At 40.5% G+C, this 23,408-nt stretch carries 19 protein-coding genes; 13 read left to right on the forward strand and 6 right to left on the reverse strand.

Annotated features, from left to right (window positions below; genetic code table 11):
* The first annotated feature begins 1 nt into the window (after position 1).
* Positions 2–958, forward strand: a complete 957-nt coding sequence (locus tag B4Z90_RS19155) for an HlyD family secretion protein (RefSeq protein WP_112374854.1) — start codon at positions 2–4, stop codon at positions 956–958.
* Between the two features lie 11 nt (positions 959–969).
* Positions 970–2,142 carry an ABC transporter permease gene (locus B4Z90_RS19160; protein ID WP_112374853.1) on the forward strand — a complete coding sequence of 391 codons (1,173 nt, stop codon included), beginning with the start codon at positions 970–972 and terminating at the stop codon, positions 2,140–2,142.
* A 79-nt stretch (positions 2,143–2,221) separates the two neighbouring features.
* Here B4Z90_RS19160 and B4Z90_RS19165 read toward each other — a convergent pair whose 3' ends face one another.
* The 3 genes from B4Z90_RS19165 to B4Z90_RS19175 form a co-directional block, all read right to left on the reverse strand.
* The gene (locus tag B4Z90_RS19165; RefSeq protein ID WP_115046632.1) at positions 2,222–3,244 is read right to left on the reverse strand and encodes an FKBP-type peptidyl-prolyl cis-trans isomerase; all 1,023 of its coding nucleotides are present in this window, start codon (positions 3,242–3,244) and stop codon (positions 2,222–2,224) included.
* 23 nt (positions 3,245–3,267) lie between these two features.
* Positions 3,268–4,278, reverse strand: coding sequence for a DHH family phosphoesterase (locus B4Z90_RS19170; RefSeq protein ID WP_286803001.1), 1,011 nt, complete (start codon positions 4,276–4,278; stop codon positions 3,268–3,270).
* Positions 4,279–4,396: 118 nt separating this feature from the next.
* Positions 4,397–7,036, reverse strand: coding sequence for a hypothetical protein (locus B4Z90_RS19175; protein ID WP_146753065.1), 2,640 nt, complete (start codon positions 7,034–7,036; stop codon positions 4,397–4,399).
* Between the two features lie 412 nt (positions 7,037–7,448).
* Between B4Z90_RS19175 and B4Z90_RS19180 the strand changes: the two genes are divergently transcribed.
* The 5 genes from B4Z90_RS19180 to B4Z90_RS19200 all read left to right on the forward strand — a co-directional run bounded on the left by B4Z90_RS19180 (position 7,449) and on the right by B4Z90_RS19200 (position 13,879).
* Positions 7,449–7,838, forward strand: coding sequence for a DUF423 domain-containing protein (locus tag B4Z90_RS19180; RefSeq protein ID WP_046672738.1), 390 nt, complete (start codon positions 7,449–7,451; stop codon positions 7,836–7,838).
* Positions 7,839–8,078: 240 nt separating this feature from the next.
* The gene (gene priA / locus B4Z90_RS19185) at positions 8,079–10,562 is read left to right on the forward strand and encodes a replication restart helicase PriA (RefSeq protein WP_112374849.1); all 2,484 of its coding nucleotides are present in this window, start codon (positions 8,079–8,081) and stop codon (positions 10,560–10,562) included.
* Positions 10,563–10,797: 235 nt separating this feature from the next.
* Positions 10,798–11,454, forward strand: coding sequence for a protein-L-isoaspartate(D-aspartate) O-methyltransferase (locus tag B4Z90_RS19190; protein ID WP_046672736.1), 657 nt, complete (start codon positions 10,798–10,800; stop codon positions 11,452–11,454).
* Between the two features lie 131 nt (positions 11,455–11,585).
* On the forward strand, positions 11,586–13,409 hold the full coding sequence (locus tag B4Z90_RS19195) for a MutS-related protein (protein WP_115046637.1): 1,824 nt from the start codon (positions 11,586–11,588) through the stop codon (positions 13,407–13,409).
* 68 nt (positions 13,410–13,477) lie between these two features.
* Entirely contained in the window at positions 13,478–13,879 is a 402-nt protein-coding gene (locus B4Z90_RS19200; RefSeq protein WP_070561224.1) for an acyl-CoA thioesterase, read from the forward strand.
* A 90-nt stretch (positions 13,880–13,969) separates the two neighbouring features.
* Here the strand turns inward: B4Z90_RS19200 and B4Z90_RS19205 are convergent, their stop codons facing one another.
* Entirely contained in the window at positions 13,970–14,344 is a 375-nt protein-coding gene (locus tag B4Z90_RS19205; RefSeq protein ID WP_112374846.1) for a DUF779 domain-containing protein, read from the reverse strand.
* Positions 14,345–14,464: 120 nt separating this feature from the next.
* Positions 14,465–15,967 (reverse strand): aldehyde dehydrogenase family protein, encoded by a 1,503-nt coding sequence (locus B4Z90_RS19210; protein WP_070561223.1) that lies wholly within the window; start codon positions 15,965–15,967, stop codon positions 14,465–14,467.
* Between the two features lie 175 nt (positions 15,968–16,142).
* Between B4Z90_RS19210 and B4Z90_RS19215 the strand changes: the two genes are divergently transcribed.
* Positions 16,143–17,045, forward strand: a complete 903-nt coding sequence (locus B4Z90_RS19215) for an AraC family transcriptional regulator (protein ID WP_046672732.1) — start codon at positions 16,143–16,145, stop codon at positions 17,043–17,045.
* A gap of 1 nt (position 17,046) precedes the next feature.
* Here the strand turns inward: B4Z90_RS19215 and smpB are convergent, their stop codons facing one another.
* Positions 17,047–17,502, reverse strand: coding sequence for an SsrA-binding protein SmpB (gene smpB / locus B4Z90_RS19220; protein WP_046672731.1), 456 nt, complete (start codon positions 17,500–17,502; stop codon positions 17,047–17,049).
* 411 nt (positions 17,503–17,913) lie between these two features.
* Here smpB and spt point away from each other — a divergent pair, with 411 nt between their 5' ends.
* The 5 genes from spt to B4Z90_RS19245 are packed head-to-tail and all read left to right on the forward strand — an operon-like array spanning position 17,914 to position 22,338.
* A complete protein-coding gene (gene spt, locus B4Z90_RS19225) occupies positions 17,914–19,113 on the forward strand; it encodes a serine palmitoyltransferase (RefSeq protein ID WP_046672730.1) in 1,200 nt (399 codons plus the stop codon).
* An 11-nt stretch (positions 19,114–19,124) separates the two neighbouring features.
* Positions 19,125–20,246, forward strand: a complete 1,122-nt coding sequence (locus tag B4Z90_RS19230; RefSeq protein WP_088162962.1) for a hypothetical protein — start codon at positions 19,125–19,127, stop codon at positions 20,244–20,246.
* Complete coding sequence (locus B4Z90_RS19235) at positions 20,243–21,235, forward strand: NAD-dependent epimerase/dehydratase family protein (RefSeq protein WP_070561221.1); 993 nt, start codon at positions 20,243–20,245, stop codon at positions 21,233–21,235. Before B4Z90_RS19230 ends, B4Z90_RS19235 begins: the two co-directional genes overlap by 4 nt.
* 9 nt (positions 21,236–21,244) lie before the next feature.
* Entirely contained in the window at positions 21,245–21,937 is a 693-nt protein-coding gene (locus B4Z90_RS19240; RefSeq protein WP_112374844.1) for a CDP-alcohol phosphatidyltransferase family protein, read from the forward strand.
* A 2-nt stretch (positions 21,938–21,939) separates the two neighbouring features.
* A complete protein-coding gene (locus B4Z90_RS19245; protein ID WP_112374843.1) occupies positions 21,940–22,338 on the forward strand; it encodes a GtrA family protein in 399 nt (132 codons plus the stop codon).
* Positions 22,339–23,408 lie beyond the last annotated feature (1,070 nt).

Raw genomic sequence — 23,408 nt, forward strand, 5'->3', positions numbered from 1 at the left:
CATGAAGAATTTATATGGGATATTATCGCTGTTTATTTTTGTTTCTTGTACAAATCAAGTGAAGGAGAAGCCTATTGAAGGTAAGGTGGAGCGTGAGCAGGTGACGGTTGTGACAAAGGTCCCGGGAAAAATTGCGAAGCTTCTGGTTGAAGAAGGGGACTTTGTGCATGCGGGTGATACCTTGGCTATTTTGAGTATTCCCGAAGTGGATGCTAAAGAAGAACAGGCAAAAGGGGCACTACAGTCTGCTGATGCACAATATAACATGGCAGTCCGGGGCGCTACGAAAGGACAACTCGTGCAATTGCAAGCGAAGGTAGATGGACTTAAGGAACAATATGAATTTGCGAAAAAATCTATAGGTCGCTTGGATGCCCTTCTGCAGGACAGTCTTATTCCACAACAAAAGTACGACGAGACCTACGCCAAATATCAGGGAGCCAAAAATCAATATCTTGCAGCACAGGCTGAATTAGCTGAAGCAAGGGGTGGGGCTAGACAGGAACAGCAGATTATGGCCTTGGGGCAAAAAGAACGTGCACTTGGAGCGATCTCTGAAGTCAATGTTGCTGCGCAGGAGAAATATGTCATTGCTCCACAGGACATGAGTGTGGAGACGATTAATCTGAAAGTCGGTGAATTGGCGATGGCTGGTTATCCCATTATAAATGGTTTCCTCGATCGATCGACCTATTTTAGATTCACATTGCCCGAAAATAAAATGGGGAGACTTCAAAAAGGAGAGGTCGTGGAGGTAGAAATTCCTTATTTGAATCACAAAAAGGTTAAAGCGAAGGTGATTAGTATTAAAGCCTTAAATTCGTATGCAAGCATCGCCTCAGCTTATCCTGATTTCGATCCGCAACAGGCTGTATTTGAATTGAAGGTTATCCCTGAAGATGCTGCCGGTAGCAAAGATTTGTTAACAAAAACGCTTGTGGTTCTCCATGCGAATTAAAGAGCTTGACTGTGAAAAAATTTTTAGAATTGATCCAACGAGAGTTTAAGCTCTTCTTCAATAATAAAGTGCTATTGATGCTTTTTCTGGGGGCACCTGTATTGTACGGTGTTTTGGTGGGGCACGTCTATCAACAAGGTAAGGTAACGCATATGCCGATCATTGTGGTTGATGAGGATAATAGCCCCTTAAGCAGTTCATTTATTGATATGCTTTCCGATAATGAGAGTATTGACGTTGCCCGTGTATTACCGTCCTTATTTGATTCAAAAGATATTGCCATGCAATATGAGGCAACAACGATTGTGCATATTCCTAAGGGTTTTGCATCTGGAGTACAACAGGGACGTTTGCCCGAAATGACTGTTTTCGTAGATGGTGCCAATACGTTGACCTCCAATACAGCCATGATGGCTGTTAATGTTTGTGCCTCGACGTTGAAAGCGGGTATACAGATTCAGGCTCAAATGAAACGTGGTGTTCCCGCAAAGATTGCTGCACAGCAGTACGAACCTTTTAAGACAACTTTTGTTAAGCAAAATATCCGAAGTGGAAATTACCTGTATTTTATGCTGCCGGGAGTGCTTATTACCGTGCTGCAGCAGGTCTTGCTCTTAGGCTTGGCTTTGTCTTTTTCCTCCGAATTTGAAGGTAATACATTTCCAGAGCTTGTACGTAAAATCGGTAATCCAATTGGGCTTATTCTTGTTAAGATATTACCTTATGTTTTGATGTCTATTGGTATTCTGGTTTTATATTGGGGTTTTGGTCAGTATTACCGTATGCCTTTACAGGCCGAGTTTGGGCGCTTTGTCCTGTGTACTTTCGTCTTTCTGCTCGCCGTATGTTTTATCGGTGTACTCGTCAGCATTGTCCTACCTTCGCAATTGAAATCGACAGAAGTCCTTATGGTCATTGCAACGCCAGCATTTATCTTGAGTGGCTTTACCTGGCCGTCGAGTCTAATGCCAGGATGGGTACAGGCAATAGCAAATGTAATCCCATCAACCCATTATCTACGAATTTTTAGGTTAATGTTTATTCAGCATGCTGAAAATTACCATACCGATAAGGCCCTGATCGCGTTAACCATCATTATGATCATCAGTTTTATATTGGCCGTAGTAATACTGTGGCTAAAAATACGGAAGATCAAAAAAGAAGATAAGAAGGTTAACGCATAACCAATAAAAACAGGAATAACAAAAAAGCGGTTTCAATTTGGTGAAACCGCTTTTTTGTTAACTGAAATTTACAGTCAAATTATTTTTTTGCTGCTGGAGCTTTCGTTGCAGGAGCTGTTGCCGCTGGAGCAGTAGTTCCAGTAGGCGCTACCATGCCTGGAGTTGTTGCTGTAGGAGCAGGAACTTTTCCAGGTTTAATATCCAATACTTCTACTTCAAATACTAAAGGAGCATATGGAGGGATAACACCTGAAGGGCGATCGCCATAAGCCAAAGATGAAGGAATGACTAAAGTTGCTTTTGTACCTTTGTTAAACAATTGGAAAGCTTCAGTCCATCCTGGGATCACACCATCAACACCTAATTGGAACTTTAATGCCTCATAAGGACGTTGAGGGTTGAAAACTTTCTCTTTTTTAGCTACATCTGGAAGATTTGTATCAAATACTTTTCCTGTAGTTAATGAACCTACATAGTTCACATGAATAGAATCACCTACTTTTGCATTTGTTCCTGTTCCAGGTTTCGTGATTACGTATTGAAGACCTGAAGCTGTTTTTGTTGTTTTCAAGTTTTTATCCTTGATATATTTTTCAAGTTTAGCTGGTTCAGCAGATTTGTGTTTGTTCAATTCTTCTTCAAAATATTTCTGAACTTGTTCGCCCAATTGTTGGTCTGTCAATTTTCCTTTTTTGAAGTGTTTTTTGACTTTGATCGAATAAACAATGAATTTATCTGCAAACTCTGGTTTTGGTTGGTGTGTTTTAGCAGCCATAGAATCCAAGTTGATTTTGAATACCAAGCTATCGCCTTCACCTACGTATTTGAATAAACCAGTAGGGTCACCTGGATTTTTTGCGATGATACTATCTGGATATAATTGAACGATTTGAGGGACTCCCATGTCATATGTACTTTGCATTGTAGAATCTCTGTCCGTTTTCACAACCATGTCAAGTGCTAATAAATCGCCTGATACTGCTTTTTCTTTTGCATTATCATCTACGATTTTATACTCAAGACCACCTTCAGCCTTTTTGAATTTTTGGCATGACGTCATCAAAAGACCGGCAGCCGCGAAAAATAGAATTGCTTTCTTCATTTTCTAATGTATGTTACGATATCTTATTTTGTTAATATTTCTTTATAATTTGGTAAAACCGATTTGAATTTAGCAATCACTGCTTCGAGGCTTTCTTTCGAATTACCGCCTGAAGCGTTAAGATGCCCACCCCCATTGAAATATAATTTACAGATCTCATTGCAAGGAACTTCTCCAATCGAACGCAAAGATAGTTTAATTTGTTCATTTCTGTCAATAATTAAAGCAGCCAATCGAATTCCTTTAATTGAAAGTGCATAATTGACCAATCCTTCGGTATCGCCGGTGATAACTTCAAACTTCGCGAGATCCGCTTTGGTTACATGGATAATGGCGGTGTTATATTCATGGATAACCTCTAGACGATTCAGTAGACAGAACCCTAAGAATTTCAGGCGGCTTTCAGACGAACTATTGTATATCTCTTCGTGAATAGCCCAGTTTTGTGCGCCGCAATCAATGAGTGATGCAATGATGCGGTGAATTTCAGCAGTGGTCGAACGGAAGCGGAAAGAGCCCGTATCGGTCATAATACCGGTATATAAGCATGTCGCCATGTCAGCACTGATATGGTCTGGATCTTGCATCTCATGGACCAAGAAGCGATAGATCAATTGTGCAGTCGCTGCTGCAGATGAATCCCAAAAAGCGTAGTCTTCAAATCCTTCCGGATCCAAATGGTGATCAATCATACATTTGATTGCCTTCGCTTGACGAATAGGTTCACCCATCTCGTGAATACGGGCAAGACCATTGAAATCCAAGCAGAAAATTAATTCAGCTGCGTCAATCTGTTGATCGTGCAGGTCAATATCCTGTGTATAAATTTGTACATTTTCCAAGCCAGGTAACCAATCCAAAAAGGCAGGAAAGTCTGACGGTACAATGAGATTTACCTGATGTCCTTTCGCGGTCAACCAAAAATACAATCCTAGAGATGAACCCAAAGCGTCCCCATCTGGTTTGTAGTGCGTTGTAATTACAATACGTTTTGGTTCAGCCAATAACTCTTTTAATTCTTCCGATTTCAGCATAGTCATATTAAGTCTGCAAACCTACTATAAAAAAATTAGATTAGACAAATTTTTTATAAAGATCTTTTTGCATCTTATCGCGTTTGGTGTTGATTCTAAAAAAATGATTTTCAGGTTTTTAAAACTTATATACATAGATCTTGAAATCCCGCTTCATACAGATTAGATAATTGGCATTGTCGCCATAGTTAATCGGTCCATAATAGAATTTTGAAAAACCTTCTACAGGGAATCCTTCCTGAACCAAGCCATCAGATCCGAAGACATAGATCATGCGATTGTCGGTTCCTACGCCAATGATATCAGATTTACCTATTCGTTTAAAAAACAACGGTCTGTTACTGGCCTCTTCGATGAATTTATATTCAAAGTAGGAAGAAGAGTCTCTTACACTGTAGGCATTCAGTTTGTTGTTGGCTAGAATAACAAAGTCTCTGTCGGCACCACCGCTAATATCTTCAAAATTAAAGAAAGCATCTTTGCCCCAGTCACCCAGTTTTATTTTTTTGGTTTCGCCCTCGAAAGGAATTTTGAAGACACTACCTTTATTGTTTGCCAAGTAAATGAAGGAGTTCTTCTCATCCGAGGCCGCAACTAAACCAATTGGATTTTTAACACTTTCTCCATCGGTATCCAATGTTTTTTTATGGATGACCTTACCATTTTGATCAAAGAAATAGACGGAAGCAGTGCTTGTACCGGCAATAATATAATTGGTCTGCCCTAGACTGGTTGTTTTTAAATCGAATAAAATTCGCCCGTCCACGCTATTATTTTCAAAGCCCTCCACTTTTTTGCCGTCGAGTGTATAGGCAAGAATGCGGTCTGTTGCGGGAATGTAAATACGTTGCTCTTTATTGAAGGTGGCAATTGTAGCCCCATAAGTCGCCGAGTATGGCAATTCAACTGAAAAACCGGTTCGGTTTTTACCATCTGGCATAAAACGATATAAGCGGTTTTTTGTAACGGCGACAATACTGAGATCCTGTAACTGAATTGGCTCGCCCAAAATTTCACCTTGGAAGAGGTTCTGCCAAAGCTCTTTTCCATCCGGCGAAAATGCATGTACCGTGTGATCTTGTTCTTGAATCAGGATAAACTTATTCTTCCCATCTTGATCTAAAATCCAAGGTTTATTGATAATTCGGTTCTCCAGTTGAGCTGTCCATTCTGGTTTGCCCCCCAGTCTCGTATCACTCTTAAAGAGTGCATATAAACTGGACGAAAATGTGCCTTGGTTGCCACTTAGCTGATAGGACCATGAATAGAAATTTTGAAAGCCATATTCATCCTCATCTTTAAAGTTCTTTGCGAAATCAGCTTTTAAGTTATCCAGAATATTGCTTTTACCAGCCTTAGGTTCTAAATAGAACGTTACGTTACTGCGGCTATTCTGCAATGCTGCATGATTTTTGAAAATTGCAGTACCCGAAAGAAATTGCTTTTCCCGGAAAGATTCACGATAATCTCGCAAGATACCTGTTCGGCCAGCAACAACCATGATATTGTCTACAATAGTGAAATAGGGTCGGGTAAAGCTCTTGAAAGGTTCTCCAAATAATGCATGTAAAAGATTCGAATATTTAAATTGATAGATCGAATCCCCTACAGCAGTACTGAATTTCTTAAGATTATCGGCAAATTGTGTGGAATCCGAAATGCTAATCAAACCAATCGCATCCTGATTGTCCAGTTCCGCGAGTGCAAATTCATCGTTGAAAATTGGCGCAATAATACTGTCAAATGATACTTTGCTGTCCTCTTCAAAGTTTTTTATACTTTTCGTCAATCGAGCGTCTTCTTTTTGTTGTACTAACAAGGCTTTTAATCCGCTGCGGAAACTACGGGGATCAGAGATACTAAAGTCTATATAAGATGCTGCATTTTTAGGGAGATAGTTCCCCAGAGCTTGCACTTGAGCCGTCTGCGTGGCAAATAACTGTAAGTAGCTATTTTTGCTCGCCGTGAGATCTGTTTCACCCTTAAAGATAAAAGCATCCTTTTTGAAATTCATGTTCCAGGACGTTTGGCCCTTCAGCGAATCGATCAGGTTGAGATAGGTACCAAATTTGGATTTCATTAGTATTCGAGCAATTTGCGACAGTTGCTCATTGAAAAAATAGAGACTAAGTGGTGTGTTTTTATTATTATGGTTTACGAAGAACTCGATTTGTTTGGTACTTATTTTCTTAACCTGTTTATCAAAGATCTGGGAAAGCACCTGCTTAGAGTAGCTGGCGAAAATGATTTCGTGGGAATAGGCACAATAAAGTGTACTATCCTTAGTACCTTGATTAAGCCCATAAAATCGTTGGCCTAAGGTGTCAAAGGGTTGTATCTTGTAGTTTTTACCGACGTTTCCAAGCAATGTTGCCAGCGCGTTATTATCAATGCTTTGACCAACCTGAACGCTATATAGCGGAGTAATCTGATCTTTTTCCTGATGAAAAGACAGTAATACTTGCTGCCCCGCTACAAGAGGTGCTAGCTGTTCGCTACGTAATAATTCGTCTTTAAGACGTTCCAAATTACTGAAATTGCGTTGGCCAATAATGGCTTTAAAGAGCTCATAGTCGTTAAAGATCGTATCTACAGTCTGATCATTGGCAAAGGAGGCAATGGTTAATGTATTTTCAGGAAGATATTGTAAAGCTTTAGAATCTTGTTTATTGTTTTTATTGAAGTCTCCAAAAAGATAGATCGTAGCCGCGATGACCGCGATGAATAATATAACAGTGATGATGATTGTTTTTTTCATCCTTTTTATTTTTTTCAATGCCTGATAAGAACTCGAATAAATCGTCACTAACCCGCTGGTCGATACGATTAAAAATGCAGTTTTTAGCAGAACAACTATTTATGAGGTACTCATTTTCTTTTCAGCAGATAAGTACACTAAACTTGTTTTTTAAATGGTGATGAAGTTATCATGCGGCAGATGTTTATCAAGGATATACAAATCTTGAAGCTCGTTCAAGATCTTGGTGAGCTGCACGATGCTCATGATGATTCATACGTAAAACAAACCTAATAAAAATATATGGGAAGAGATAGAAAATCGTTGCTATAATGCGCCTTTGTAATAGAAATTTAACAAAAAATTCCTTATTTTGCTCTGTTTTTAATACATTTATCGCTAGAAACTCATTTTCAGCATTCACTTTAACATAATGAATAAGAAAATCATTTTAGCCGCTTCGTTGTTGGGAGCATTAGCTGTAATATTAGGTGCCTTTGGCGCTCATGGTCTAGAAGGAAAGGTAAGTACATATCATATTGAAACTTGGAAAACTGCAAACCAGTATCATTTCTATCATACCTTCGCCCTGTTATTTTTATCTACTTTTTCGCGAGCAAAGACGTACTCGATTAAAGTATCATTTATTGCTTTCCTCATTGGTATACTTTTTTTCTCAGGATCGTTGTATGTCTTAAGTGTGCGAGAAATAACCGGCTTTGGCAATCCGTCTATTTTAGGACCTATCACGCCTTTGGGAGGATTGTCTTTGATCGTTGGCTGGGTTGCGCTATTTATAGCAGCGCTAAAAAATAAATCGTAATCCTATTTAATTGCCTATGTCGATACGAAATCATATTCGTATTTAATCATAACAGAGCCTTCTTGAATAAATTCAGGAAGGCTTTTTTAGGTTACAATGGATTGACCAGTGATCGCTTGGCTTTCACACTCCGATGTCGCTTTGGCGCCGTATGATTGTAGACGGTTTTATGTATTGCCGGAGTCGTTTGACCGCTATTCCTGAAGGTTTTTTTGTACTTTTATACCATAATTTGAATTTATGTCCAATCCACAATCTACGATTTTTAGTGAAAGAGATACGCTGTTTGTTGATGTGGTCCTACCACTAGCATTAGCAAGAACATATACGTATCGTATTCCGGTTGACTGGAACGATCGTGTGCAGGTCGGTGTACGAGTCATCGTGCAATTTGGACGGAATAAGATCTATTCTGCGGTTGTCAAGTCTATTAGCCAGGAAGCACCAAAGCACTATGAAGCAAAGTATATTTTGGACATCATTGATGAAAAACCCATTGTCGATTTAGCTCAGTTTAAACTTTGGGATTGGCTAGCCGATTATTACATGTGTAGTTTGGGTGAAGTCATGCAGGCTGCGCTGCCCTCGGCATTGAAGCTGGCCAGTGAGACCAAAGTCGTTTCATCGATTGAGGAAGAATTTGACCGTTCCACACTATCAGATAAGGAGTATCTCATCATCGAAGCTTTGGAGGTGGCGGGAGAACTAAAAGTCAATGATATTGTGAAATTGCTGGGACAAAAAACAGTCTTCCCTATATTAAAACAATTATTTGACAAAGGAATTGTTTTGATTTCTGAAGAGATTACAGAACGATATAAACCCAAGACCAAAGCATTTTTGCGTTTTGCGCCCGACTTTCGAAATGAAGATGCAAAAAGAGAATTGTTGGACAGCTTAAACCGTGCACCAAAACAACAAGATGCGGTATTGGCATTTATGCAGCTGGTCAAAAAAACGGAGGAAATTACGCGACCCATGTTGACGGAGGCCTCGGGCTGTGGTAACGGTGCAATTACGGCTTTGATTGATAAAGGTGTTTTTGAAATAAAGGAAAAGGTTGTATCCCGGTTTCAGGGGGAGGATATCGAACTGGATGCCAATTTTCAATTTAATGAAAATCAGCAAAGGGCTTATACCGAAATACAAGCGTCGTTTGAGGAGAAGGACGTTACACTGTTGCATGGTGTGACTGCTTCGGGAAAAACACAAATTTATATACGGCTTATTGAACAAGCAATCGCTGCGGGAAAATCAGCTCTCTATCTACTGCCTGAGATTGCGCTGACAGCGCAGATTACAGCGCGCTTAAAGTTGCATTTCGGCGATAAACTGGGGGTGTACCACTCTAAGTTTAATGATAATGAGCGTGCCGAGGTGTGGCATAAAGTCATGAAGAATGAATTTCAGGTTGTGATTGGGGCTCGTTCTTCCGTCTTTCTGCCATTTCAGGATTTAGGGATCATCATCGTTGATGAAGAGCACGAAAGCTCCTATAAGCAGTTTGATCCAGCCCCACGTTACCATGCCCGCGATACGGCCATTTACCTCGGATTTCTACATCAGACCAAAGTACTATTGGGATCCGCGACGCCTTCTTTGGAAAGTTATTACAATGCCAAAGCTAAGAAGTATGGCTTTGTGCAGCTGCTTGAGCGTTATGGCAATGCCCAATTGCCAAGTATTGAGTTGGTGAATATTCCCGAAGAAGGAAGAAAGGAAAATATGTTTTCCTATTTTTCGGGTATCTTGTTAAAGGCAATTGAAGAAGCTGTAAAAAATAAAGAGCAGGTTATATTATTTCAAAATAGACGTGGGCACACGACAATGATCCAGTGTAATACCTGTGGATTTGTTGCAAAATGTGTCAATTGTGATGTCAGCTTAACCTATCACAAGAGCTCTAATATGATGCATTGCCATTACTGTGGTCATGTGGAGCCTCCACTTCGTGTTTGTCCAGCCTGTGGAATGCCCCATATCGAAAGTAAAGGCTTCGGTACAGAACGGGTAGAGGAAGAACTTGAAATCCTGATGCCCGAAATCCGCATCGGTCGCTTGGATCTGGATTCCACAAAAGGCAAATATGGTTTCGACAAAATTATCACGGCTTTTGATGAGCATGAATTTGATGTTCTTATAGGGACACAAATGGTCGCTAAGGGGCTCGATTTCGGAAGAGTAAGCCTTATTGGTGTTGTCAATGCAGATACGATCATTAACTTTCCGGATTTCCGTTCGTATGAACGATCATTTTCGTTATTTTCCCAGGTAGCAGGACGCGCAGGTCGACGTGAAGCCGGCGGAAAAGTTATCATCCAGAGCTACACCACGAATCATCGGGTTTTAGAACAGGTGGTCAATAACGATTATGAAGGGATGTTTATGACTGAAATTACAGAACGTAAAAACTATCTTTATCCTCCTTTCTACCGTCTCATTCGGATTGATATTAAACATACGGATTTTCAGAAATGCTATGATTCGGCCAATCGTTTTGCCTCGGCGCTGCGGCAACAGTTGGGTGCAAGGGTATTGGGACCGGAGCCGCCTTTAGTTTCTCGTGTGCGGAATAATTTTATCCAGACCATTACCTTGAAGATTGAGCGAACAAATATTAGTATTGCAAAGGTCAAGGAATTGATCCGTTCGGTGCTCCTCGATTTTGAAATCGATAAAACCAATGCTGGTGTGCGCGTTCAGGTCGATGTAGATCCCTATTAGTGACAGCTATTGCCCGCATTAACTTGTAAAAACGAGCGTTCTTGGTAAACTTAAATCACATGCGCTTATCGTTTTCTTCGCGGCCAAATTCAAGAGGTCAACGGAGGTTGAGCCTAAGGGAAAGATGATTCGGAAAATAAAGCAAATTAACTTGAAAATACGTACAGTGTTGGTATTGAATTATTTGTGATTAATTCTGTTTAATGTGCCTTTTAAAAGGTAAATTTGAAACATCATGGCGTACAAGTTTATTGATAATTATCGGGAGAAAGGTGCTCGTAAGAAATTGGTTGAACATCTAAAAAGCCGGGGCATTGCGGACCAGAAAGTATTAGATGCCATTGGCAAGGTACCACGTCACTATTTTTTTGATGAAACATTCTGGAATCAGGCCTATCGGGATATTGCTTTTCCAATAGGTGACGGACAAACAATTTCGCAGCCGTATACCGTCGCCTATCAATCTGAACTGCTCCACGTGAAAAAAGGAGATAAAGTACTGGAAATTGGTACGGGATCGGGGTACCAAACCTGTATCTTGTTGGAACTTGGCGCAGAAGTGTATACTATCGAACGTCAGGAAAACCTATATCAACGAACCATTCAAGTGTTGCCCTACATGGGCTATAAACCAAATTTCTTTTTAGGTGATGGCTCCAAGGGAATCGAAGAGCACGCCCCTTATGACAAGATTATTGTCACTGCAGGTGCGCCTTTCGTGCCAGAGGTTATGTTGAAGCAGTTGAAAATGGGCGGAATTTTTGTGATCCCTGTAGGAGACGAAAAATCGCAAAAGATGATGACGATCATTCGGGTAGGTGAAAATGATTTTGACCGTATCGAATTGGATACGTTTCGTTTTGTGCCTTTGGTGGGTGATCAAGCTTGGTAGGAGATCCATTCAACCAGTTCCGATGGCCTCCCCCAAGGTCTGCGAGTGACAATCGAGCCCTTGTTTCATGAGCAGATGCAAAATAGCCATGATTAAATTGAAATGAACGTGAAAGAATAAATATTCACCTTATGACGCCAACTGCAATACAATATGACCAGAAGCATCGCGAAACCGCTTCAACTGTGGTCAAATTAAATAAACAAGTCAACACGCTCAGCTTGTCGCGGCTATTTGTGATACTCGGTGGCGGAGCGTTGTTATTTTATACCTTTCAACTGGAAAGCCTTCCGCTGGTTTTTTTCTGCTTTTTTGGACTATTGTTCCTATTTGCCTATCTGGTGCGGAAGCAGAGCCAGTTAGAGCTTCAGAAGAACTATTTTGAAGCTTATCTGAAAGTTTTGGCAAATGAACAGGCCCTAGCAGAAGGGAAACTAAACATGTATGACCATGGTGAGCATTTCGAAAACGGAGCTCATCCTTATAGCTCCGATATGGATATCTTTGGCACATACTCCTTATTCGCGCAGATAAATCGGGCAACGACCAAACAGGGGATTGATCTTTTGGCTTCTTGGCTTGATGCGCCTCTCCAAAGCAATCAAATTCAACGCAATCAAGAAGCATCACAGGAACTCGAAAATGAATCCGAATGGATATGGGATTTTCAGGCAAAGCTCTTGGCCAATCTGAACCATAAATTGGATATCAAGGCATTTTTGACAAATTACTTTCAAGACCGAAATTTTCAATTCGGAAATGCTTTTATGCGATTTTATATCAAAGCAGGCCCTGTTTTATTTTTGGTCGTTTTAGCGGGCAGCTTTTTCGTGCCAAAATTGGCTGGAGTGGCAACCTTGATAGGACTATTTCATATTCTTTGGGCATTGGCCAAAGCAGGAAGTGTGAGTATGTTCTCGTCGCGAATAGACAAAATTGGTGGCGTGCTGGGATCATATGCAGATGCGATTCAATCGATCGAAGACCACGCATGGAAGTCTATTGCTATGCAGGAGATCGCCGGAGAGCTAAAACAAAACCGGGGAACAGCATCCATTTCCTTTGCCTTTAAAAAACTCGCTGGTCTTATTAACAACTTGGACGCACGGAATAATGTCTTTGTTGGGCTATTTCTAAACCTATTTCTCCTTTGGGACTTTAGACAAGTATTGGCTATTGTTGATTGGAAGAATAAATACGAAAACGAGATTCTGAATTCATTCGATACCTTGGCTAAGGTGGAGGCTGTCACTAGTCTTGCTATTTGGAAGAGAAACCATTCGTCTTATAGTTATCCAGTAATTTTGGATAATCCGCTGGAAAATAAGATTGACGCGCAAGGGTTATATCATCCACTGATCCCAAGCAGTCAGGTCGTCGCCAATGATTACAGTAGTATAGATCATCGTGTTGCTTTGGTAACAGGTTCAAACATGGCTGGAAAGAGTACATTTCTGCGGACAGTAGGTATTAATGCAATTTTGGCTTATGCCGGAGCTGCGGTTGCAGCGACTTCTTTTCAGCTCCCGATTTACAAACTAATATCCTATATGCGCATCAAGGATAACCTGAATGAAAGTACGTCGACATTTAAAGCAGAACTGAATCGGATGAAATTTATATTGGATACAGTTTCAGTACATAGCGATAGCTTTTTTCTAATCGATGAGATGCTTCGTGGAACAAATTCAGTCGACAAATATCTTGGCTCCCGTGCAATCATAAAGAAACTGGTTCGATTGGACGGTAAGGGTATGGTGGCTACACACGACTTACAACTGTCCAGTTTACAAGAGGAATTCCCGGGAGATATCAAAAATTATCATTTTGACATTCGTGTTGATGCGGGGCAGATGCTGTTTGATTATAAGCTGAAGATAGGGGAATGTAAGATATTCAATGCGTCGCTTTTATTGAAAGGTATAGGCGTGGATATTGACGAAAATATGGAATAAAAATGACGGAACTGGAGCTAGATTGGTTTACATTTGTCTCCTCTTAAATCCACTAAATAATACAATAAATGACTTTACAAGAACGTATTGATTTATCAGAAACACATGTTTGCACGACCGTGTTTCCGTTTTTGACAAATCATCACGATACTTTATTCGGCGGCAAGGCGATGTCCATTATGGACGAAGTATCGTTTATGGCTGCGACACGATTTTGCCGCAAAACGTTGGTGACTGTATCGACAGACCGTATTGACTTCAATAAGGCAATTCCTTCCGGAAGTATTATTGAAGCGGTCGCGCGGGTTCAAAATGTAGGCCGGACCAGCTTGAAGGTGAAGGTCGACATATTTTTGGAACATATGTACAAGGAAGGAAGAGAATTGGCCATTGAGGGTGTTTTTACATTTGTTGCCCTTGATGAAAACAGACAGCCAATTCCAGTCCTTGAAGGCTTGGATATTGAATAAAATTTTAGCTTCCGAATGCGGAAACTCAAGGGAGATTTTTTAAAATTATAACATGGAAATGGGTCGCAGATTGCAATGCGACCCTTTTTGTCATTCGTTTCTCTTGATGGGGCGGAGGTCGTTAAGTTCTTCGGCTGTAAATAAACGATAATGAACTTTGAAAGTTTTACCCAGTGGGGTTTCCAATGAGAATCCCCCCGGACCAAATCCATCCAGCACATCGAGTGTGAAATGCGCATGTTTCCAATATTCAAAGAGATCCCGATCCACCCAAAACTCATATCCTTCGGCTAATCCGATCATGGCGTCATTTGTCCTAGGAAAATAACCTCCTTCCTCAAAACACTGTGGCTGTGTACCCTCGCAGCAACCTCCGGCCTGATAAAACATTAATTTACCATGCTTCGCTTCAAGTTCATGAATGAGCTCCCTGGCTTTTTCAGTGATGTCTAGTCTATTGATCATGGTGAAATTCGTTTATGTGTTTTAGCGTTGACGAATAGGAAATTCAGCTGAAGGGGCAGCATTTGCTCCCCCTAAACTCGGGTATCTAGCTGTTCGAAAAGAATACCCGGTACGCTTCAGTTAAAAGAAACCAAGTTTTTCTTTACTGTAGGAAATCAACATATTTTTGGCCTGTCTGTAATGGGCAAGCATCATTTTATGGTTTTCCCGTCCAATTCCTGATTGTTTGTATCCGCCAAATGGGGCACCCGCTGGGTAGGAGTGATACTGATTTACCCAAACACGTCCTGCTTGTATGGCACGTGGGATCTGATAAAGCTGATGTGCATCTCGGGTCCATACACCTGCTCCGAGACCATACATGGTGTCGTTGGCGATAGCAATTGCTTCTTGTTCATCCTTGAACGTGGTGACTGCCAACACGGGGCCGAAGATTTCTTCCTGGAAAATACGCATGCTATTATCGCCTTTGAATAGGGTAGGTTTGATGTAGTAGCCTTCTTCAAAACCAGCACCGACATTGTTTTCATCACCGCCGGTCAATACTTCGGCCCCTTCTTCTTTGCCAAGTTTAATATAGGACATAATTTTGTCCTTTTGGATCTTCGATGCCTGAGCACCCATCATTGTTGTTGGGTCTAATGGATCGCCCACTTTGATCTGATTAACCCGATCGACTACTTTAGCGATAAATTTTTCATAAATGTCCTCCTGGATCAGTAAACGAGAAGGACAGGTACAAATTTCGCCCTGATTGAGTGCGAATAATACGGCTCCTTCCACTGCTTTGTCCAAAAATGCATCGTCTGCATCCATAACCGAACTAAAGAAAATATTGGGCGATTTCCCACCCAATTCTAGGGTTACCGGAATGATATTTTCAGTCGCATATTGCATAACCAAACGTCCAGTTGCTGTGGAACCAGTGAATGCTGCTTTGGAAACCTTTGGGTTTGTGACCAAAGAACGACCAAGTTCTGCGCCGAAACCGTTAACGATATTGACTACTCCGGCAGGAATCAGATCACCGATAATCTCCATAAGGACAAGAATGGATGTGGGTGTACTTTCAGCAGGTTTTAATACGACGGTGTTCCCTGCGGCAAGGGCCGGAGCTAGTTTCCATACGGCCATTAGAATCGGGAAATTCCATGGAATAATCTGTGCAACAACTCCGATTGGTTCGTGTACAATCAGTGACACTGTATTGCTGTCCAATTCGCTTATGGACCCCTCTTCAGCGCGGATTACACCAGCAAAATACCTGAAATGGTCGATTGCCAATGGGATATCGGCATTTAATGTTTCACGTACCGCTTTTCCGTTGTCTATCGTTTCAACGGCGGCGATATATTCTAAATTAGCTTCAATGCGGTCAGCAATTTTATTGAGGATAATACTTCGTTCTGTAGCCGAGGTTTGTCCCCAAGTTTCAAAAGCTTTAGCGGCGGTGTCGACAGCGAGATCCAGATCTTCTTTTGTTGAATGGGCAACTTGAGTAAACACTTTTCCATCTACCGGCGAAATATTATCGAAGTATTTTCCTTGAATTGGTGCGACAAATTTACCACCAATGTAGTTGTCATATCGTTCTTTGAACGATGGTCTTTTGATTGCGCTCATATGGTTTATTTATTAATTATTTTTAATCCCTTCTTATCAAAGTTAGCCAGCAATTATTCAATGGTGTAGCAGAATTGATCCAAAACATAGCACAATTGTGGCACATAACTTTCGCTCATAGTTTATTTTATTTATTATATTTGATTGACTGCCAATTATATTTAATTGTTGCACTATGGAAAATAGGACGCTGATTCATACATTGCCATTTTCGCGGAAGGGGGAGCTCAGCACATTAGTGGAGAACCGACGCGCATTTACGTTAGATAGCTTGGAGCTTAATATCTACGAAACATATCGGATATCGCAGCATGTACCTTTATGTTTTGATGATTTGGTTATGATTAATATGATCCAGGGTAAAAAAATCATGCATTTGGAGAATGTAAAGGCTTTTGACTATCTGCCCGGTCAGATGATGGTGTTACCTGCATCGGTGGCTATGCATATTGATTTTCCAGAAGCGACCCTCGACCAGCCCACGCAGTGTACCGCTTTAACAATTCATAGAGAGAAGATAGCAGCAGTCTTAGATTATCTAAATGAGTTTTATCCAAAAGAACATGTCAATCAATGGCGGCTTGATCCGGAGTTTTTTCACCTGTACAATTCGACTGAGCTTGCCGATCTGGTGAACAAGTTGTTTCAGATCATTATTAGTGAAAATCCGTTGAAAGATGTGCTTGCAGATCTGACCTTTAAAGAGCTTACGATTCGGCTACTTCAGTCACAGTCGATGATGGCATTAAAAATTGGGAAGTCGCCCAACAAAGTACTGTTACACGTGCAGGAATTTATTCAGAAACATATTACCGAGAAAATTTCAATTGGTCTATTGGAGCGGACTGCTCACATGAGCAAAGCGAGCCTTACGCGGATGTTTAACCGTGAACTTGGACTTAGTCCAATGGAGTATGTGATCCAACAGCGTATCGAGAAGGCAAAAAAGATGCTTTTACTCACCCGTAATGTAAAGGAGTCGTGCTATGGGGCAGGATTTAATGATGTCAACTACTTTGTTCGGCTTTTTAAAAGCAGGGTAGGCATGACGCCAGGCGCATTTGTCCTGGCGCGTTAACCTAAAATTTCATCACGCGATCAAGCTCACGTTTAACATCTCTTTCTTTGATGTTTTCTCGTTTGTCAAAATCTTTTTTACCCTGTGCCAAGGCAATTTCAACTTTGGCAAACCCCCGGGCACTGATAAAGATGCGTAGGGGTACAATGGTAAAACCACGTTCTTCCCCTTTCTCTTTCAGTTTTTTTAATTCTCTTTTTGTCAATAGCAGTTGACGGTCGCGTTTTGCTTCATGGTTATAGAAAGATCCCATGGAATATTCGGCAATGTGCATGTTACGGATGTATAATCCGTCCTCAAAAAAACTACAGAAACTATCGTTAATATTTGCCTTTCCTTCGCGTATGGATTTTATTTCTGTACCCAATAATCGAATTCCTGCAATGTACTTGTCCAGTAAGTGGTATTCAAAAGAAGCTTTTTTATTTTTTATATTGATATCTGAAGATAAAGCCATATATTGTTGTATATTAGTAAGTCTATACCATTGCTATTGCAATGAACCTAAATGTAACTAATTATAGGATAATTTAAAGTTCGCAAATATAATTATTAAAATTGTCTTATTTTAAAGTAGAATTGTGTGGGGCGGATGTTAGCGGAGTATTAAAATAAAATTAACTGTTTTGGGCGATGTGTTAAAAATATGACTAAATTTAAGTGAAAGTCAGATTATGTTTTCGTATGTTTGCAACGTTTTTTGGAATTATTGTGAATATATACAACGTAGCATTTCAACTTACATTGTGGATATAGCAGATTTTTAGTCGGAGACCGAGTTTTTTATATAAAAGTCCAATTCGATAATTTTGTTTGTTACAATAACATCTAAAAGTTAGAAATAGTTTTAGAAATACATTTTTATCGCATGAGTAAAGGAAAGTTAGGCGAGAAAATATCGCAATTTAAGATTGTTGAGGAGTTGAAAGCTAAGGGCTTATATGCCTATTTTAGACCTATTCAATCAAAACAAGATACCGAAGTAAAAATCGATGGTAGACGTGTGTTGATGTTTGGTTCTAACTCTTATTTAGGGTTAACGACTGATACACGTATTATAAAAGCAGCGCAAGATGCTTTGGAAAAGTATGGTACTGGATGTGCTGGATCTCGTTTCTTAAACGGTACGTTGGATATTCACGTGGAACTGGAAGAAAAATTATCTGCTTATGTAGGTAAAGAAGCCGCTATTCTGTTTAGTACAGGATTCCAATCAAATCTAGGGCCTTTGTCATGTCTAATGGGACGTAATGATTATATTTTGTTGGATGAGCGTGACCACGCATCAATTATTGATGGTAGCCGTTTGTCTTTTTCCAAAGTAATCAAATACGGACACAATAATATGGAGGACTTACGTGCTAAGTTATCACGCCTACCTGAGGATAGTGCGAAGTTAATTTGTACGGATGGTATCTTTAGTATGGAGGGGGATATTGTTAATTTGCCTGAACTTACGTCGATTGCCAATGAGTTTGATGCTGCAGTAATGGTCGACGATGCACACAGTTTAGGTGTTATTGGGCACAAAGGAGCTGGTACAGCTTCTCATTTTGGGCTTAATGATGATGTAGACTTGATTATGGGTACATTTAGTAAATCGTTAGCATCTTTAGGTGGATTTGTCGCAGGTGATGCAGATGTGATCGATTTCTTAAAACACAATGCGCGCTCTGTGATGTTCAGTGCTTCAATGACTCCAGCTTCGGTTGCTTCAACATTGAAAGCTTTGGAAATTATTCAAAATGAGCCTGAGCATATTGAAAAATTATGGAAAAACACAGATTATGCCAAAGCACAATTACTGGATCATGGGTTTGATCTAGGTGCTACGGAAAGTCCTATTTTACCAATCTTTATTCGTAGCAATGAAAAAACGTTCTGGGTAACTAAAATGCTCCAAGATGATGGTGTATTTGTTAATCCAGTTGTTTCTCCAGCAGTTCCTGCAGAAGAGTCTTTGATTCGTTTTTCATTGATGGCGACACATACTTATGACCAAATCGACGAGGCTATTGAGAAGATGGTTAAAGTATTCAAACAAGCTGAAGTTGAAACATTAATATAAAATCTAATCGTATGATTCAGATTATACCCGTTGAAACAAAGAAACAAAGACGGCTCTTTATAGATTTCCCTCATAGTCTCTATGAGGGAAATCCTAATTATGTACCTGCCTTATTTCTTGAACAAAACGATTTGCTTTCCCCTGACAAGCATCCCTTTTATAAACATTCCCAAGCACAACCTTTTCTAGCTTATCGTAACGATAAGATTGTCGGTCGTATATGTGCCATCTGGAACAATAACCATAATGCTTTCAATCATGTGAATGAAGGGCAGTGGGGTTTTTTCGATTGTATAGATGATCAAGAAGTCGCAAACGCGTTATTTGAGACTGCAGAGAAATGGGTTAAAGCTAAAGGAGGGGATACGATCGTTGGGCCGATCAATTTATCAACCAATGATACCGTTGGTTTATTGGTTGACGGTTTTGATAAGCCTCCAGTAGCCATGATGCCCTACAATTCACCGTATTACATCGACTTGATTACCAATTCGGGTTATGGACATAAAGTGGATTTGAGAGCTTACTTGGTCATGGAAAAGTCGGCGGATAAACGTTCAGTCATGCTTTTGGATAGACTGGAAGAGCGTTTGAAAAGATCTGGCATTACATTGCGTCAATTCAATGTGAAGGATTTTAAAAACGAGGCAGCAAAAGTTCGTGATATTTATAATAGAGCATGGGATAAAAATTCGGGTTTTGTTCCGATGACAGAGGACGAATTTAATTATACGGCCAAAGATCTAAAAATGATTCTCGATCCACGTTTTGCTATCGTTGCGGAGAAAGATGGTGAGCTTGTTGGCTTTGGTCTAGGGATACCTGATATCAATCAAATCCTTATCAAAGTGAAGCGAGGACGTCTACTTCCTACGGGTATTTTTAAATTGTTATTTGGAAAGAAAAAAATCAACTTGCTTCGTGTACTCATGTTAGGGGTATTGGAAGACTACCGTAAACTTGGTATTGAAGCATGTCTGTATGGCCGAATTATAAAAGAATCAAAAGATTCTAATATCAAAGGGGCCGAATGTTCGTGGATGTTGGAGCATAATTACATGATGAACCACGCTATAGAACAAATGAATGGAGAATTGTACAAACGTTATCGTTTGTATCAAAAATCATTATGATAGAAAAAGTATTAATCACCGGAGCGAGTGGTTTTGTAGGCTATCATTTGACAAGAGCAGCGAAAGAGGCGGGGATGGAAGTTCATGCCGCGGTGAGGAAGTCAAGTGATGTTTCAGAAATTCGCTCCGTTGTAGATAAATTTGTTTATCCGGATTTCTCTGATGAAGAGTCTATCAGCGAATTACTGGAAGCGGAAAACTATACCTATGTTGTTCATGCTGCGGCAATGACTCGTGCCAAGCACGAAGAAGATCTCGAAAAGGTCAACGTTGGTTATACAAAAAACTTGGCATCTGCTTGTTTTTATTTAAAAACTCCCATCAAAAGATTTGTTTTCGTTAGTAGTCTTGCGGCAATCGGTCCTGTTAGCTACGATGCTAACCTTATCGATGAGAGCAATCCCTATCGCCCTGTTACGGCCTATGGTCGTAGTAAACGGAAAGCGGAGCTCGCCTTGGATGATTTTAGAGATCAGCCACTAACGATTTTGCGCCCCACTGCAGTATACGGCCCTCGTGAAAAAGATATTTTTATTGTTTTTAAAACAATGAATGGCGGCCTGGATGCCTATGTTGGCCGCTCTCCTCAAAAGCTTAGCTTTATTTATGTTGCTGACCTGGTGCAGGCGATCATTCATGCCTGTCGTTTTGATCAAGGAGGAAAGCAGGTGTATAACCTCAGTGATGGGCAGGTGTATGGCCGTTATGAGTTGGCTAGATTTTTCAAAGAGTTTAGCCAAAAGAAAATGATTCGTATGCATATTCCTTTTGGTGTCGTGAAGACTATCGCGGTTATTTTTGAACGATTGTATAAAAAATCTAAAGCAATACCTGTGCTATATCCGGAGCGACTGAATGAACTTACAGCTGAAAACTGGGGCTGTGATATCTCGGCGGCTCAACGTCAGCTACAATACCAACCTAAATATGATTTGAAGAAAGGCTTAATGGAGGCATTGGCTTGGTATAAAGAAAATAAATGGCTATAATCGCAGATAATGAGTGAGTTAAAAATAAATAAAAAACTTTTTCAGGATAGAAAGAGAACAAATATCTTAAGTGAACCCGAACAAAAACTTATTTCGTACGTCGTACCTCGAATTCCAAATTGGATTACCTCGGATGGACTTACGGCAATTGGATTTTTAGGCTCCTTAATGATATTGGGGAGTTTTATCTTGGCTGAATATGTTGATATTCGCTATTTGCTTCTAGGGATCCCTGGTTTCTTTGTGCAGTGGTTTGGTGATTCATTAGATGGTCGTATCGCATTCTACCGTAATAAATCCCGTCGCTGGTACGGTTTCGCGTTGGATATTGTAATGGATTGGATTAGTACGGTTTTTATAGGATTGGGGTATGTGCTGTATACCGTGGGTGATTTTAAGTATCTGGGATTTACATTGGTCGCATTGTATGGCTGGGCAATGATTATTTCTCAGCTCAGGTATAGAATTACCGATAAGTATACGATAGACGCCGGAATTTTGGGGCCTACTGAAATTCGGGTGATTATTTCATTGGTTATGTTATTTGAAGTTTTAATGCCTGGGTCTATTAATTGGTGTGTACTGTTAATTTGTATCGCACTTTTTATAATTAATACAAATGATACACGCCTACTTCTTAAATTAGGCGATGAAAAAGATAAAGCGGATAAACTGAAAAAACAACAGGAGGAGGCTATTTAACGATGTCTTCAAAAGTTATTACTTTTTTAAAAGCCCAACTCTCCGCCTTTTTAGGCGGATTGTTTGATTTTGGAGTATACTCTGCTTGCTATAAGCTACTTCATATCAGTGCTCCTTTTTCCAATGTAATTAGTGGTAGCCTTGGTGCTGTTGTTAATTTTTTGATCAATCGATACTGGTCCTTCGGTAGCACGCAAAAGTCTGTCGGCAGTCAGTTATGGAAATTTGTGATCGTCGTTTGTGGTAGTATCACATTGAAGTCTACCGGAATTCATTTTCTGGTCGATGTATATCATGTAAACTTTTTGTTTTCGAAACTGGTTGTTGAGTTGCTTGTTTCTTTGGGTTTCAACTATACGCTTCAGCGTTTTTGGGTTTTTAAAGCTGAAGAGAAATCGTAATTTCCTTATTTTTTACGAATCAGCTTTAGCTGTTTTCAGTTCCATTTCTTTTTCTGTTTCTTTCGATTTCGCGTAATCTCTTGCTACCATTTTTCGGTTTAGCAGGATATTAGTTTAGTTATCGCTCTAAATCAAAAGAAGGTTGTTTGACAGCCCATCCCTGTTGTATTTCTGTGAATCTATGTTATTGTCCGGTGCTGTGCCAAATGAGACTTTGGTCGTTGGCCTTACATTTTTTGTGTCGGCTATATGATAATATGGATCCTTATATGTTTATCCGTTTCTAAGCTAGTTTGTCATTTGAGTTGGTATTCCGAAGCAAATGCTGCTCCGCTCCATCGTTAAATTGGGGTATTCCCCAGTCTGATGTTGAACCCTTGAATTGTTGTTGTTTCTGTATTTATACCGTGTTTTTCCGAGTTGTTTTCGTGTTGTAGCGTTGCTGGGAGTTTTTCGGCTGCGGTTCCGATTGGCGTTGCCCTTTTTTAGGGACATCCGGGGGACATGGCCGCGTTCGGAGCGTCATTTGCCCGTTTTGGCAGCGGGGTGAGTGCGGGCTTAGAGTCGGAGACAACACGGACTCAACACGGACAGAACACGGTTGCAGGGCAAATCTGCCCCGACCATGGTACGAAGCCGGGGGGAAGGAGGGCTGGGAGGTTCCCGCTGGGGCTGCGGTGTAGCCGGAGTCCTATCCCCAAGCGGAAACCTAGTTAGCGCTAACTAGGGAAGAGTTGAGTATTCTTTATTCCTTAGTTTAGCTTTTGTTTATATTTAGCTTAGCAATAGGTTAGGTTTTGTTTAGCTATAACCTATATTATACCTAAACAAAACCTAACTAAAACCTAAACTAAACCTAAGTAAAAGGGTGAGAAAGTATCGCTATAAAAGGAGGTATTCCGGTCCTACCAGTATCCGCCCGTTCCCGTCCATCGGCTATGGCTGGCTCGCCCTCTGTCGGCTGCGCCTGTGCGCACCGTCTTTAACTGGCATTGAGCCGAGCGGGCTACCATAGTGATCCCGAGCTTAGGCAGATCGAACAATACAATGTCCATCCATGTTTCCGCTGC

It is taken from the genome of Sphingobacterium sp. UBA5639 (assembly GCF_002421245.1).
GTDB classification, from domain to species: domain Bacteria; phylum Bacteroidota; class Bacteroidia; order Sphingobacteriales; family Sphingobacteriaceae; genus Sphingobacterium; species Sphingobacterium multivorum.

Coding starts and splice junctions, on each gene's coding strand:
- B4Z90_RS19155 (WP_112374854.1), top strand. CDS start 2: ATGAAGAATTTATATGGGATATTATCGCTGTTTATTTTTGTTTCTTGT.
- B4Z90_RS19230 (WP_088162962.1), top strand. CDS start 19,125: ATGATTCAGATTATACCCGTTGAAACAAAGAAACAAAGACGGCTCTTT.
- B4Z90_RS19200 (WP_070561224.1), top strand. CDS start 13,478: ATGACTTTACAAGAACGTATTGATTTATCAGAAACACATGTTTGCACG.
- B4Z90_RS19205 (WP_112374846.1), bottom strand. CDS start 14,344: ATGATCAATAGACTAGACATCACTGAAAAAGCCAGGGAGCTCATTCAT.
- priA (WP_112374849.1), top strand. CDS start 8,079: ATGTCCAATCCACAATCTACGATTTTTAGTGAAAGAGATACGCTGTTT.
- B4Z90_RS19165 (WP_115046632.1), bottom strand. CDS start 3,244: ATGAAGAAAGCAATTCTATTTTTCGCGGCTGCCGGTCTTTTGATGACG.
- B4Z90_RS19195 (WP_115046637.1), top strand. CDS start 11,586: ATGACGCCAACTGCAATACAATATGACCAGAAGCATCGCGAAACCGCT.
- smpB (WP_046672731.1), bottom strand. CDS start 17,502: ATGGCTTTATCTTCAGATATCAATATAAAAAATAAAAAAGCTTCTTTT.
- B4Z90_RS19240 (WP_112374844.1), top strand. CDS start 21,245: ATGAGTGAGTTAAAAATAAATAAAAAACTTTTTCAGGATAGAAAGAGA.
- B4Z90_RS19245 (WP_112374843.1), top strand. CDS start 21,940: ATGTCTTCAAAAGTTATTACTTTTTTAAAAGCCCAACTCTCCGCCTTT.
- B4Z90_RS19210 (WP_070561223.1), bottom strand. CDS start 15,967: ATGAGCGCAATCAAAAGACCATCGTTCAAAGAACGATATGACAACTAC.
- B4Z90_RS19170 (WP_286803001.1), bottom strand. CDS start 4,278: ATGCTGAAATCGGAAGAATTAAAAGAGTTATTGGCTGAACCAAAACGT.
- B4Z90_RS19235 (WP_070561221.1), top strand. CDS start 20,243: ATGATAGAAAAAGTATTAATCACCGGAGCGAGTGGTTTTGTAGGCTAT.
- B4Z90_RS19175 (WP_146753065.1), bottom strand. CDS start 7,036: ATGAAAAAAACAATCATCATCACTGTTATATTATTCATCGCGGTCATC.
- spt (WP_046672730.1), top strand. CDS start 17,914: ATGAGTAAAGGAAAGTTAGGCGAGAAAATATCGCAATTTAAGATTGTT.
- B4Z90_RS19180 (WP_046672738.1), top strand. CDS start 7,449: ATGAATAAGAAAATCATTTTAGCCGCTTCGTTGTTGGGAGCATTAGCT.
- B4Z90_RS19190 (WP_046672736.1), top strand. CDS start 10,798: ATGGCGTACAAGTTTATTGATAATTATCGGGAGAAAGGTGCTCGTAAG.
- B4Z90_RS19215 (WP_046672732.1), top strand. CDS start 16,143: ATGGAAAATAGGACGCTGATTCATACATTGCCATTTTCGCGGAAGGGG.